We start from the raw sequence: 13,137 nt of genomic DNA, 5'->3' as shown, positions 1-13,137 counted from the left end.
TTTCTTATGAAAAAAGATACATCATTTTATTGGACATTATTTATGTCTACTTTTACTTTGAGTGCTTTTACTTTTGGCGGAGGATATGTCATTGTCCCTCTTATGCAAAAGCGCTTTGTACATGAGTTAAAGTGGATCAATGAAGAAGAGATGTTAGACTTAGTAGCTATTGCTCAATCATCACCGGGACCAATCGCTGTTAATGCCTCTATTATAATCGGTTACCGTATGGCTGGTATTCCAGGTGCTATTATTAGTGTAATAGGAACTTCTTTACCTCCACTGATAATTATTACGATTATTTCCTATTTTTACTTGGCTTTTCGTGATAATTCTATTGTAAATGCTGTTCTACTTGGTATGCAAGCTGGGGTGGCTGCCGTTATTGTAAATGTCGTGATCGGTATGGCAAAAGGAATCACTAAAACCAAAAAAAAACTGCCTATTATTGTTATGATCCTTGCTTTTCTTGTAGCTTCTTTTACTTCTATCAATATCGTCATCATTTTAGTTATTTGTGGTGCGATTGGGGCGTACACGACTTATAAAGAAACGCATCTGACAAAAGGAGGCTTAAAGAAATGATTTACTTGCAATTATTTTGGAGTTTCTTCCAAGTTGGTGCTTTAAGTTTTGGTGGCGGATATGCTGCTTTACCCTTGATACAAGAACAAGTGATTGAAAAAAATCAGTGGCTAACGAGTACAGAATATATTGATATTTTAACCATTTCACAAATGACTCCTGGTCCAATAGCATTAAATGCTTCTACCTTTGTTGGAACTAAAGTAGCTGGAATTCCAGGTTCCCTTATTGCTACTTTAGGGTGTATCACACCATCCGTTATCATTGTATTATCATTGGCAGTCCTATATTATAAATACAAAGGATTGTCGTTGGTTCAAGGAGTGATAAAAGGATTACGCCCAGCAGTTGTTGCTTTGATTGCTTCTGCCGGTTTATCTATCTTACTGACAGCTTTATTTAATAGCGATTCTTTTCCAATTGCATGGGCTGAGATTGATTGGATTTCCTTGATTCTATTTGGTATCGGTTTAGTTTTGTTACAAAAAACAAAAATTGGTCCCATCTATATTATGCTTTTAGCAGGAGTTGCCAGATTGATTATTTCTAGTATCGTGCTTTAAAATGAGATTTTTGTCTTTGATACTTCATAATGACCCTTTTTATTTTACATTTATTTGTCTAGAAAGAAGGTGGTTAAATGTTTGAATTAGATAACGGTGAAATCTTTTTACGCTTAATTTTAGCGGTTTTATTTGGCAGTGCCATTGGTTATGAACGTGAGATCAAAGGACATGATGCTGGTCTCAGAACTCATATATTAGTTTGTCTTGGAGCCTGTATCGTGACACTAGTTCAATTAGAAGTTACTTATAATACCGTTGAGATGGGCTTAAATAATCCAGATTTGACACAACTATTAAATACGGATATGACTCGGATGCCTGCGCAAATTATAAGCGGTATTGGTTTTCTAGGTGCCGGTACGATTATTGTGACGAAAAAAAGTGTTACCGGACTAACTACAGCTGCTTCAATTTGGACAATTGCTGGCTTAGGTATAGCCATTGGAATGGGCAGCTACTTTTTAGCTTTACTCAGCTGTCTCATTATATTACTTGTTTTACTTGTCATTAGACGTATCTTTCGCGTTCAAAGTTCAAAACGAATTGAAATCTATTATGTCAATCGAAAAGAAACGAAGCAATTTTTAAATACTTATTTTGAAAGTATGAGAATCAATGTTCTTGGTTTAGACTATAGTGTGGATACAAATAATAAAGAAAATAACAGTTATGTCAACCTCTACACACTTAGTTTACCAGATACTAAACCAATCGCTTCTGTTGTTGAAGATCTTTCAGAATACGAACACATTCTTCGTGTCCATACGTTAAGAGAAAACTAAAAAGCCTTGGAAGAGAGAACATCCTCTCTTCCAAGGCTTTTTTAAGTTGTTTTTTTACCTGGCTTGTTCCAAAATAATGTATTGAAGATCACCAATACAAGTCCTAGCAAAGAAGCTCCAATTCCTAAACGTAAAAAGGGTGTTTGATACGTAAAGGTTACATTTGACGGGCCAGCCTGTAATGGAATCCCAATAAAACCTTCATTTACTTGGATCGTCTCAACTTTTTCGCCGTTCACTTCTGCTTTCCATCCTTTTGTATAAGGAATAGTGGTTGTTAAAATTGAAGGCACTGATAGGTCTATCGACCCACTTACAGTATGATTATCAAACGTTTCAATCATCAACTGTTGGTCTCTTTTTTCAGCTACTCTGTCAGAATAAGTGGAATCTAGAGGAACAGAAAGCACGGTGATATCCTCAATTTTATATTCACCTGCTTTAGAAAATTGGATGGAAATAGTATCCTCTTGAGCATTTCCTTCTTGATATCCCATATTAAACAACATTTTCGTGCGTTTAAAGTAAGAACTAAAACTTAAAAGATTCGATTGATAAATCGTCTTCTTTTGTTCTCCAAATGCTACTTTAGCAGAATAACTCGTTGGTGTACCTGTCAATGGGTCACTGACTTTAGGCGTAAAATCTAATCCTTCAAGATACACGTATACTTCAGCATTTTGTACTGCACTTGGATCATCAAGAACCAATTCGATGGTCCCATTATTTTCTATTACATGAATTTCATTTTGCTCAACCGTTGCTTTTGTTGAGTCTGCAGAAATAATTTGATGTTCCACTTCATCAACAGACAACTCTTGATTAAAGGCATCTAACTCTTTTACTTTATCGCTTTCTGAATCTAGTATGACACCATAAGATAGAAAAAGTTCTCTCTCAATCGGATTCAGTTTTTTTATTGACTCTTTTGTTAGGTAAGTTGTATTCGCATAAGCAAATGGGAAATAATCTTGCGTCTCTGCAACAATATAATTTGAATCAGTTTCTTTGACCACATCATAACCATACGGCAGGTACTTCTCATTAGCAGCTTTAGTAATGATGTAACGAACGCCTAAAACGTTATTCGCCACCCTGCGATCATCAAAGCCATTTCGCAACGGTTGGATCAATTGAAATTGTCCTGTTTCCATTAATCGGGCAAAGTCCGAAATCGCTCCATTTGTTACTGACAAATATGAATTCAACCCCATTTGGTTTAATCCTACCATCTGATTTTTCACATGATTGTCTTTGCTTGTTACTCCAATACGCGAAATATCCTTACTTTCAGGAAGTTCCTGCTCAAGTTGATCAAAAGTCATTAAATAATCTTCATCAACGGTTCCATAATCCAATGACAAGTCTAGTGTATCTTGCCCCCATGGATAGTAATAATCCATAGCGTTGTATGCTAAGTTCCCCATGATCAAGACTAATAAAGCTGCTGAATAAAGCTGCTTCCCTTTTCTTGTCAACGATTGTGCGGCGCGTTGTTTATTTGCTACTACTAAAAGAACGAAGAGTACTAGAGCAAAAAAGATTGGCATGGCGTATGCTAATCTGAACCCAATGACACTGCCAATCAGAATCATAACTAAACTATACAAAGTAAGCATGCAGCCCATTGCTTTCAACTCTTTTTTTTCCAAATGGAATCGTTGATTGTATAACATAGCTGCACCTAACGAAAAGAACATTGGCAATACGAAGGTCCAACGATTATAGGGTCCTGCAAAGCCGTTCATAACGGATCCAAACGCTGGCAATAATAGCATAATGCTAAATAATGCTAAACTAGATGAAATAAATCCAAATGTTTTTCGTCTTATCCATAATATAGGGATCAACAACAGTACGAAAGCCGAAAACCCAAATAAGGTCCATAAGTACCGTTCCGATACGAATAAATTTGCGATTAAAGAAAAATAGTATTTAACTGGATATAGGGTCAATCCACTGGCAAACTTTCCTGGCTCTCTAGAAGACTGTAAAAAACCCCAAACGATTGGCATAAACAAAAAGCCAGATAATAATAATCCAATCAAATAAGAGTAAACAGATTTCCAGATATAGTGGAAAAGTAGTTTCATTTTTTTCATTCCATAAAGATGGAAATAACGAATGACGGCATAGATAAAAATCAATACACTCAACATGTAGAAAAAATAAAAATTGCTGCACGCACTAATAAAAATCATAAAAATAAATAACAAGTTTGATTCATTGTGCAAGATTTTTTCTATTCCTAGACACAATAATGGGAAAAAGATCATCGGCATCAGGAAAAAGGGATGCCTTGTTACATTTAATATGACATAGAACGTAAAAGTGTACATCATTGTGCCCACCAAAGCTCCTGAGCTGGAAACATTCATGCGACGGCAATAGGTTAAAAAGGCTGCGCCAATACAATAGACGCGCAATAAAACCAGTACATGGAATGCCAATTCAGTCATGCTTACTGGAAACAATAACCCTAAATATACAAAGGGATCACCTAAGACATAATAACCATAAGCCGCAAATAGATCTGAGCCCATCCCAATAGACCAATCCCAAAATTGAAATCCTGCTGAAGGTTGAGCTAAAAAGCTTCTTATCGAACTTAAATAATCTTTAAAAATCAAATAGTGCTGAGAATAGCCATCCCCTTCCCAGATAAACGATTTTTGTAACACAATAAAATAACTATAAATTCCAATAATCATTACTAAAAATAAACCTGTATAGAGAGCAAAAGTTCGTTTTGTGATTTTTCTTTCTTCAAATAAATTATCGCTGAAGGCATTTAACAACTTGATCACTCTCCTTGCTTAAAGATGAAAAATTTGCTAAAGGCATAATTCAGTACCACCACGATAAATTGTGTAATGATTTTTGCGATATTGGTGTTTAGTTCTAATCCATCAACCAATAACCACATGCTCCCCATATCGAATACGGCTGATAATAAGCGAAAAGAAACAAATAAACTAAATTCTTTTAGCCATAATTTCACTGTTGGTGTAGAAGATTTAAACACATACTTTTTATTTGTAAAAAAGGCAAATAAAATTGAAGCAATAATGGCAATAGCATTTGCGAATAAATAATGTACATCCAATATAGAATCAAATAAGTAAAAAACAATAATATTGACGACTGTCGTCAACCCTCCGAAAATCAAATAACTAATCACTTCTGCATACTTATTAACTAATTCTTTAATTTTCATCATGCTTTAAGTCCATCTCTTTCTTCCATTCATCTTGAATTTGATTTTTTTGCTCATTTTCTTTTTCAGAATATTCTTGAATAAAGTATACCGGTCTTTCCTTGGTTTCTACAAACACACGCCCAAGATATTCTCCGATGATTCCAAGTGAAATAAGTTGAATTCCACCTAAAAATAAAATACCTGCAATCAGCGAAGGATACCCAGCAACCTCTGCACCAAATAAAGCTGTTCGAATAATTTCAACAGCCATATAAATAAAGGCAAACATTGAAATAATGAATCCAATAATAGACCAGATTCTCAATGGCATCGTACTGTAAGAAGTAATTCCATTTAATGCTAGATTCAACAATGCAGATAGTTTCCATTTTGTCTCACCAGCTGCTCTAGGTTCTGCTATATAAGAAATTTCTTTCTTTTTGAACCCTATCCATCCGTACATTCCTTTGGTATAGCGCTCATGCTCTCTCAGTTGTCTTAGTGCCACAATGCATTTTTTATCGAGCAATCTAAAATCTCCAGCTTGTGGATAAACTTTCACCTTAGCTACCTTTTGCAAAAGAGTGTAATAGGTATTAGAAGTCCATTTCTTAAACCAAGTTTCTCCTTCGCGTTCTATTCGAACAGCATAGACATCATCATAGCCTTCTTCCCACCAATGAATCATCTCAGCAAACGTTTCTGGCGGTTGTTGCAAGTCGGCATCAATAATAATGACCGCATCTCCCTTAGCATAATCAAACCCTGCTAACATGGCTGTTTCCTTTCCAAAGTTACGTGATAAATCTACGTATTGAACACGAGAATCTCTTCTCTTAAACTCTTTGATATAGTCCATCGTGCGGTCTTTGCTTCCATCATTCACAAATAAAAATTCAAATGAATATTGAGATAATTCTCCACAAACGGCATCTAATTTTTTATACATCTTGTCAATTACTGCCTCTTCATTATAAGCAGGAATCAATATAGTAATTGTCTTCATTTTTATCGAACCTTTCATTTTCGTACATCGAACCCTACATTACATCCGTTCGTCTCTTACCTAGTATATCTTACAGCAAAATAGACGTCTAATTTGTCGCATTTAAAATGAGAAATTTCTCTTAATGTTCTTCATAATGAACGTTAAAAAGACTTAGAATGAGCTACTCTAAGTCTTTTTTATAATCACTTGCGTTTTATTTAATGATGTAAACAGATTATAACCATTATTTTTTTTCATCTACATAATGTTTAAAAAAACAACGAATCGAAATAGCTAGTAGTATGAAGGGGAAAATATACCAAGATACATGATAAGTTGAATAATCACCTAAACGCAACGTGTAAAGCAATATAAACATAAAAAATGAACTAGTTAATGAAATAATACCATTCAGAATTCTCATATATGCTCCTTTTTAAATCTATTTTCAGTAAAATGAAAAATAACTTTTTTCGCAATTTGTAAAGGTATTCATTCTATATAATACTAGAAATAATAAAAAAAGAATATACAATAAAAAGAGCCTTGAACATTTGCTGTTTCTAAACCACTAAACTCCCATTTATTGGCTTAAAAACAACATTATTCAAGGTTCTCTACTAAATTTTAACGAAACAACAAACTATTTTTAACCTTCCCCTTTTTCAAAAGAAGGATATAAGGTCATCCCACCGTCAACGAAAAGTGTTGTTCCAGTTACATAACTTGATTCATCAGAAGCCAGCCAAGCCGCAGCTGCGGCAACTTCTTCCGGTTTTCCGATATAGTTCATTGGGATCATATTCAAGGTCTTTTCTTTTTCTTCTTCATTTTCAAATTTTTCTGCATTGATCGGTGTGTTGATTGCTCCAGGAGCAATACTATTCACTCGAATACCTTTATGCGCGTATTCTAATGCAATTGTTTCATTGAACAATTTTACTCCACCTTTGCTAGCTGAGTAATGTGCAAATGTTGGCCAAGGAATCCGTTCATGAACGGAAGATAAATTGATGATATTTCCTTTTTTATTCTTTTCTAAGAAATGATTTAAAGCTGCTTTAGAGCCAAGAAAGACCCCAGTCAAGTTCACATTAATCACTTTATCCCAATCTTCTAACGTTAACTCATGAGTAGATACTTTATTCTCCATTCCAGCATTGTTGATCCACACATCTAAATCGCCAAAATTAGAAATAGCTGCATCTAGTAAGGCTTTCACTCCATCTTCACTACTGACATCAGCCTCGACTGCCACAGCTTCTCCGCCAGCTTTTTTTAATTCTTCTACCGTTTCTTCAGCGCCTTCTTTATCACTATGGTAGTTAATGACAACTTTCATTTTTTCTTCAGATAACCGTCTGGCAATGGCATTTCCGATTCCTTTAGAACCACCTGTAACCACCGCAACTTTACCTTTTAACCCGTTATACATCTAACCCCTCCTATAGTTTTCATGACTGAATGAATGTCTTATAGTTAGTATAGCTCAATAAAAAACCAGCGTCTATTTTCAGCCCTCGGTGTCAAAAACCTTTATTCCAAAAAAAATACCTTCAATGTTAAACAAAAAGAGTTGCCAACCATATGAATAGCTTTTATAAAAAACAAGAGTAAAATAAAAGTGAGGCTTGTGTTCTATTACAAAAAGGTGGTGTTTAAATTGAAATTAATTTTTGTGCGACATGGATTAAGCGAATGGAATAAATTAAATCAATTTACTGGGTGGATGGATGCTGATTTAAGCGAACAAGGGTATGAAGAAGCACGTAAAGCAGGACAAAAAATCAAAAATGCCGGCATCAATTTTGATTTTGCTTTTACTTCTGTTTTGAAAAGAGCCATCAAAACGTGCCATATCGTCTTAGAAGAATCTGATCAACTATGGGTACCAGAAGTAAAATCATGGCGCTTAAATGAACGTCATTACGGATCTTTACAAGGTTTGAATAAACAAGCGACTATCGAAGAATTTGGTCCGGAACAAGTTCAAATTTGGCGTCGTTCGTATGATACACTGCCTCCTCTATTAAAACCTGATGACCCAAACTCTGCATTAAACGATCGCCGTTATGCTAATCTTCAAAAAAGAACCATTCCAATGGGAGAAAGTCTAAAGGTTACCTTAGAACGTGTGATACCTTTTTGGGAAGATCATATCGCACCCGCTATTTTGGATAATAAAACCGTACTGATCGCTGCTCATGGAAACTCCATTCGGGCTTTGATCAAGTATTTAGAAGAAATATCAGATGACGAAATCATGGCATTAGAAATTCCAACTGGCCAACCTCTCGTTTATGAACTGAATGAAGAATTGATCGTAACCAAAAAATATTATTTAGACTAAACAAAAAGCAATCATTTCCTTTTAGGAATTGATTGCTTTTTCTATCTATCCTTCTACATATTTCTTTGATTCACAGTTGCTTCGCATCTAGCTATTTCAGCTAACGCTTTTTCTAAATGGTCTTTATGCCATTTCGTTCCAGCAGCAACTTTATTTATTTTTAAAGGCATAACTCGTTCGCCCGCTGTAAATGTTACCTTGTGTAATAAAGCATTTTTACCCACTTCGACCGAGTCTAATTCTTCAAATGTCATAATGATTGGTTCTTTTTTTGAATCCATTTTTCCGGTTATTTTATGAACTGGCAATAAAATAACTTTATCTTGTTCCATACATAAAATAAAATAAGACCCTTTTGCCAACTGTGCATATGCTCCAAACAGCACTAAAGATCCTGTGGAAGGCATAATTTGTGCCCACACTGCTGTGCTTTCTGTCATTGGACTCAATAAACCGTTAACTTCTAAGTTAGCTAATATCTCTTTTTCTGATAACATTAATCCCATTTTATTCACTCCTCCATTATTTCTATCCTTACCTTAAAAACAACTATTAAATGTAACGAATTATTGAACAAATTATAACATTTTTATTAAACTATCCCTATTATTAACTATTATTTGGTATATACCTTTACTAAATTAAAATAGTGTTGTACTCTTGTACCGCAATAACTTCATATATAAAACAGGAGGCATTTTAAGATGAACTTAAATTTTACTGATGAAGAATCTCGTGATATAGAAAATATTGTGAATTATCTAACTTTAACAAAAGAAGAATACTTTTTAAATCTCCACAAAAAAAATATTATCACTAAATTAGCTTTACATGACAATAAAAACTTCAGATTGTTTATTGAAGATTATCACCATATGTTGGAGAATTTACATGATTACAACTTCACATTAAAAGATATGCTTGAACACAATCATGATACCAAAGTGAATGATGCTATTCTATATTTTCTGGATACGACTATTAAAGACCCTATGGTACTTGCTCAAATATACGAAATCTATAAAAAACAAAATGAAAAAGGTTCTTCTTCTTTTAGAAAACAAACCAAATCATTGCGTGTAAATTAACAAATAAAAATCAATTGAAATTCAAATTTTCCACTCAATCAAGTGCCCTTTTCTATACTAAAAGAAGCTTAACATGTTAGAATCATGTTAAGTATACTCTAGGGGGATGATTAGTCATGACAGAAAAAACACTTGTATTGATCAAGCCAGATGCAGTAGAGCGAAACCTAATTGGGAATATTTTAATAGAATACGAAAGAAATGGTTTGAAAATTCTTGATATGAAATTAATAAAAGCTTCTATAGAAGTAGCAGAAAAACATTATGCAGAGCATAAAGAAAAACCATTCTTTAGTCGATTGGTTTCTTATCTTACAAGAAGTCCTTTAGTTGTGCTTATATTAGAAGGCGAAAATGCCATCAGTCGAGTTCGATCATTGAACGGGACAACAGATCCTGGTAAATCTCCAGACAATACCATTCGTGCTCTTTATGGACTTAGCCTGTCTGAAAATACCGTTCATGCTTCTGACTCGCAAGAAAATGCCGATCGAGAACGTGCCATTTGGTTTGGTTAAATAAAAAACGGCTCTTAATTTAAAAAGATTCGTCAAGTTTTAAACTTGGCGAATTTTTTTATGTTAAGAAATATTATAGCTTTCTAATTAAATAACTTTTGAAGTTACCTCATTAAACTGCTTTTCATTAAAGTATAGATTGTATTTCTTAGCGATTTGTTTAGCAGACTTTAGTATCTCCCTATTAATAGATTCCATGAAAATCTCAGTTCCACCAACTAAAACTGGTGTCCATTTATCTAAATAGTTCAACTGAAAACTTTTTAGTATAGATCTTTCCCCTTCATATTTACTCCAATCCCCTAATGAATTACATTGATACCCTAATTCAATATACCAGAAAGCAACTAGAATATTCTTTAACATCACTGTACATGACTCACAGTAGTTGTATTCCTTACGTTCTTTTCGTCGATATAGTTCATGAAAAAAAGCAAAATATTTAGAAAGTAATTCGTCAAATTCATTTTGTGTAATATGATAGACTAATTTTTCAGATTTACTTTTCATTGTATTTAGATAACCTTTATTATCAAAAATAATAAGTATATTTTGCATCCAAATACTAGGCGTTAAATCTATTTTATTATAAACAAAAATATCTAATTTTATGAAATTGTTAAAATGAATTACAGCATAAGAACGTGTTTCCGTTTCAATAAATGATATATCGCTAAGTTCATCTATAAAAAGCTGAATAAACTTATCTTTTGAGTATGATTCTTTGAGTAAAATTCTTAAATCTATGTCTGAAAAAGGGTCTTCATTTTGTGCCGCTATAGAGCCTCCAAGAAAAATACCATCTATTCCCGAAAAAATCTGAACCTTTTGAATTAACACTTTTAAAAGTTCATGTCTGCTTCTTATGAGCTCCTCTTTATTCATAATTCACCTTCCTTTTATTTACTTGGTAGTATACTTAAATTTAAGTATACTACCAAGAACTAAGCTTTTAAAAATTCAAGTGTTTTCTACTCACGATTGTAATGCTATATATATAGTCTCAGATACAGTAAAAGGTGGTTATAGATAATAATAAGTGATCTATCCATTTTACTCATTTAATATTTTCAGTCATTTCACTTCTCTACTTCATACTTTACATTTGTTTTCCATTTCTTTTTTTTTATTTTTTTTTATTGTAAAAAAACAACCGATTTATTATATACTAAGGAAGAGTTAAATATTTAAAATAAAAAGCTTTTAATTTATAGAGAAAAGAGGATACATAATAATGGGATTTTTTCAACGTTTTAAAGAATATTCGAATTTAAAAAAGAACATTAGTATCAAAGAATTAGAAATGCAAAACTTGATTTATAGAGAAAATTCTATTCAAGAAGAAATAAACGAAAAACAAAAGTTGTTAAGTGATAAAGAAAAACTCATACAGGAATTTAGAAATGTAGTTGAAGTTGAAAATCATAAAAAAAGAGAAATAATAATTAATGATGCTGAATCTGAAGCAAAAAATATAAAAAATGAAGCAAACGAAGAATTATCATCACTATTAACTACAATTAGTCAGCGTAAAATTGAAAATGAAGAATTACATACTAATAATACTAAACTGCAAAAAGAAATAACTCGTTATATGAATCAAGCACGAAAGTTTAAATCTCAGTTAATGGGATTGAAAAATTTCGAAGAAAGATTTCCTCATACTATTAACTTAGATGGCGTGAACTCAGTAATAAATGAACTAAGCTCTGAATTGGATGATGAGAGTCTTGTTGGTACTATAATACGTCTTCATTTACATTCTGATAACTCTAAAGAATTAAAGAAACTTTCTAATGCCACAAAGAAAGAAATATCAAATTTGTTAGTGACCTATGAAAAAAGATATACTACTAAAGCTAACAAAACAATTTATAATCTAATGATTATCGGCCTTCAATCTGAAATACAAATTCTTTTATATAAACTTACATATGAAAAATTAGACGATACAAAACAATCTGTTAAAGATATAATGACTAAATATTTAGTTATTGCTGCTGAAGGAAATAAAGCTATACTTCCAACTATTACAAAATTCATTTCTGAAATTGAACCATTATATTTAGAATTGGTTGATATTGAATATCGCTATTACATTTATAGACAAAGAGAAAAAGAAGAACAAAAAGCTATTAAAGAACAAATGAAACAGGAAGCTGAAGAAAGAAAAGCATTTGAGGCAGAACGCAAAAAATTAGAACAAGAAGAAAATAAATTCAAATCAGAAATTGAACGAAATAAAGAAATTTTGCAATCTGAGACTGACGAATTAAAAATAAGGCAATTAAATGAACGATTACTTGAATTAGAAAATCAATTAAATAATGTTGAGACCAAAAAAGAAGAAATAGCTAGTTTAGCTTTAGGTAAGGCTGGCTATGTGTATATTATTTCAAATATGGGATCTTTTGGAGTTAACACTTTTAAAATAGGAATGACTAGAAGAATGGAACCTCAGCAACGCGTGGACGAGCTTGGAAGTGCTTCTGTTCCATTCAGATTTGATATACACGCTCTGATATTTAGCGATGATGCAGTAGGGTTAGAAAATGAACTACACAAAAGATTATCAAATCAAAGAGTAAACAAAGTTAATTACAGAAAAGAATTCTTTAGAACAGATATAGCTACCTTAGAATTGCTAGTAGAAGAAATTGATCCTACTGCTGAGTTTAATACTACTATGTTTGCTGAAGAATATAATCAAACCTTAGCATTAGAAGAAAATTTAAAGTCAGAAATACTTTCAGCATAAATATTAATTAAGGTGTTAATCCAGATGCAATAACAAGGAAACTAATTCTCAAATTCTACGTTCCAACATGCAACAGTATTTAATTGAAACATTGGGTTCTGCCATGCACTTTACAACAGATTCCGACAAGTTAATTGAGGATTACAAAGAACAACTCGCTTCCCATTTGATTGCTTACTAATATTTGCCCTTCCTTATAGACATAGTCATTACTGGATTTGTAGAAACCAATAATTCAAATAAATTAAATTTATTTTCTAGAAATGCCAATATTCTCATTTTATATGATAAGCTATTGATATA

At 32.7% G+C, this 13,137-nt stretch carries 13 protein-coding genes; 7 read left to right on the top strand and 6 right to left on the bottom strand.

What is annotated here, in order from left to right:
• Positions 1-6: 6 nt before the first annotated feature.
• The 3 genes from NST49_RS06095 to NST49_RS06085 all read left to right on the top strand — a co-directional run bounded on the left by NST49_RS06095 (position 7) and on the right by NST49_RS06085 (position 1,933).
• On the top strand, positions 7-585 hold the full coding sequence (locus NST49_RS06095; RefSeq protein WP_251165591.1) for a chromate transporter: 579 nt from the start codon (positions 7-9) through the stop codon (positions 583-585).
• Positions 582-1,148, top strand: coding sequence for a chromate transporter (locus NST49_RS06090; protein ID WP_023178795.1), 567 nt, complete (start codon positions 582-584; stop codon positions 1,146-1,148). The genes NST49_RS06095 and NST49_RS06090 overlap by 4 nt, the downstream gene beginning before the upstream one ends.
• A 77-nt stretch (positions 1,149-1,225) precedes the next feature.
• Positions 1,226-1,933: an MgtC/SapB family protein gene (locus NST49_RS06085; protein WP_034537286.1), complete on the top strand. Its 708-nt coding sequence runs from the start codon at positions 1,226-1,228 to the stop codon at positions 1,931-1,933.
• Positions 1,934-1,974: 41 nt separating this feature from the next.
• On the opposite strand, the gene NST49_RS06080 is transcribed toward NST49_RS06085, so the two are convergent.
• The 4 genes from NST49_RS06080 to NST49_RS06065 all read right to left on the bottom strand — a co-directional run bounded on the left by NST49_RS06080 (position 1,975) and on the right by NST49_RS06065 (position 7,555).
• Positions 1,975-4,731: a YfhO family protein gene (locus NST49_RS06080; protein ID WP_341047559.1), complete on the bottom strand. Its 2,757-nt coding sequence runs from the start codon at positions 4,729-4,731 to the stop codon at positions 1,975-1,977.
• 5 nt (positions 4,732-4,736) lie between these two features.
• Entirely contained in the window at positions 4,737-5,144 is a 408-nt protein-coding gene (locus tag NST49_RS06075; protein ID WP_269465134.1) for a GtrA family protein, read from the bottom strand.
• Complete coding sequence (locus NST49_RS06070; protein WP_251165593.1) at positions 5,140-6,138, bottom strand: glycosyltransferase family 2 protein; 999 nt, start codon at positions 6,136-6,138, stop codon at positions 5,140-5,142. Before NST49_RS06070 ends, NST49_RS06075 begins: the two co-directional genes overlap by 5 nt.
• 631 nt (positions 6,139-6,769) lie before the next feature.
• Positions 6,770-7,555 carry a glucose-1-dehydrogenase gene (locus NST49_RS06065; protein WP_187948406.1) on the bottom strand — a complete coding sequence of 262 codons (786 nt, stop codon included), beginning with the start codon at positions 7,553-7,555 and terminating at the stop codon, positions 6,770-6,772.
• 228 nt (positions 7,556-7,783) lie between these two features.
• Here NST49_RS06065 and gpmA point away from each other — a divergent pair, with 228 nt between their 5' ends.
• Positions 7,784-8,470: a 2,3-diphosphoglycerate-dependent phosphoglycerate mutase gene (gene gpmA / locus NST49_RS06060; RefSeq protein ID WP_301425863.1), complete on the top strand. Its 687-nt coding sequence runs from the start codon at positions 7,784-7,786 to the stop codon at positions 8,468-8,470.
• Positions 8,471-8,523: 53 nt separating this feature from the next.
• Here the strand turns inward: gpmA and NST49_RS06055 are convergent, their stop codons facing one another.
• Positions 8,524-8,976 (bottom strand): hypothetical protein, encoded by a 453-nt coding sequence (locus tag NST49_RS06055; protein ID WP_034537294.1) that lies wholly within the window; start codon positions 8,974-8,976, stop codon positions 8,524-8,526.
• Between the two features lie 198 nt (positions 8,977-9,174).
• On the opposite strand from NST49_RS06055, the gene NST49_RS06050 reads away from it, so the two are divergent.
• Both NST49_RS06050 and ndk read left to right on the top strand, forming a co-directional pair.
• Positions 9,175-9,558: a hypothetical protein gene (locus NST49_RS06050; RefSeq protein WP_023178803.1), complete on the top strand. Its 384-nt coding sequence runs from the start codon at positions 9,175-9,177 to the stop codon at positions 9,556-9,558.
• 116 nt (positions 9,559-9,674) lie between these two features.
• A complete protein-coding gene (ndk, locus tag NST49_RS06045; RefSeq protein ID WP_301425861.1) occupies positions 9,675-10,076 on the top strand; it encodes a nucleoside-diphosphate kinase in 402 nt (133 codons plus the stop codon).
• Positions 10,077-10,163: 87 nt separating this feature from the next.
• Here the strand turns inward: ndk and NST49_RS06040 are convergent, their stop codons facing one another.
• On the bottom strand, positions 10,164-10,961 hold the full coding sequence (locus NST49_RS06040; protein ID WP_341047555.1) for a nucleotidyltransferase domain-containing protein: 798 nt from the start codon (positions 10,959-10,961) through the stop codon (positions 10,164-10,166).
• A 349-nt stretch (positions 10,962-11,310) separates the two neighbouring features.
• On the opposite strand from NST49_RS06040, the gene NST49_RS06035 reads away from it, so the two are divergent.
• Positions 11,311-12,834 (top strand): GIY-YIG nuclease family protein, encoded by a 1,524-nt coding sequence (locus NST49_RS06035; RefSeq protein ID WP_341047554.1) that lies wholly within the window; start codon positions 11,311-11,313, stop codon positions 12,832-12,834.
• The last annotated feature ends 303 nt before the right edge of the window (positions 12,835-13,137 follow it).

Origin of the sequence: Carnobacterium sp. FSL W8-0810, assembly GCF_038007125.1 — a bacterium.
Classification (GTDB): domain Bacteria; phylum Bacillota; class Bacilli; order Lactobacillales; family Carnobacteriaceae; genus Carnobacterium_B; species Carnobacterium_B inhibens.
The sequence above is the reverse complement of the archived record's forward strand: the minus strand, read 5'-3'. Positions and strand labels throughout refer to the sequence as shown.

Coding starts and splice junctions, on each gene's coding strand:
- NST49_RS06095 (WP_251165591.1), top strand. CDS start 7: ATGAAAAAAGATACATCATTTTATTGGACATTATTTATGTCTACTTTT.
- NST49_RS06090 (WP_023178795.1), top strand. CDS start 582: ATGATTTACTTGCAATTATTTTGGAGTTTCTTCCAAGTTGGTGCTTTA.
- NST49_RS06085 (WP_034537286.1), top strand. CDS start 1,226: ATGTTTGAATTAGATAACGGTGAAATCTTTTTACGCTTAATTTTAGCG.
- NST49_RS06070 (WP_251165593.1), bottom strand. CDS start 6,138: ATGAAGACAATTACTATATTGATTCCTGCTTATAATGAAGAGGCAGTA.
- NST49_RS06065 (WP_187948406.1), bottom strand. CDS start 7,555: ATGTATAACGGGTTAAAAGGTAAAGTTGCGGTGGTTACAGGTGGTTCT.
- NST49_RS06055 (WP_034537294.1), bottom strand. CDS start 8,976: ATGGGATTAATGTTATCAGAAAAAGAGATATTAGCTAACTTAGAAGTT.
- NST49_RS06050 (WP_023178803.1), top strand. CDS start 9,175: ATGAACTTAAATTTTACTGATGAAGAATCTCGTGATATAGAAAATATT.
- ndk (WP_301425861.1), top strand. CDS start 9,675: ATGACAGAAAAAACACTTGTATTGATCAAGCCAGATGCAGTAGAGCGA.
- NST49_RS06040 (WP_341047555.1), bottom strand. CDS start 10,961: ATGAATAAAGAGGAGCTCATAAGAAGCAGACATGAACTTTTAAAAGTG.
- NST49_RS06035 (WP_341047554.1), top strand. CDS start 11,311: ATGGGATTTTTTCAACGTTTTAAAGAATATTCGAATTTAAAAAAGAAC.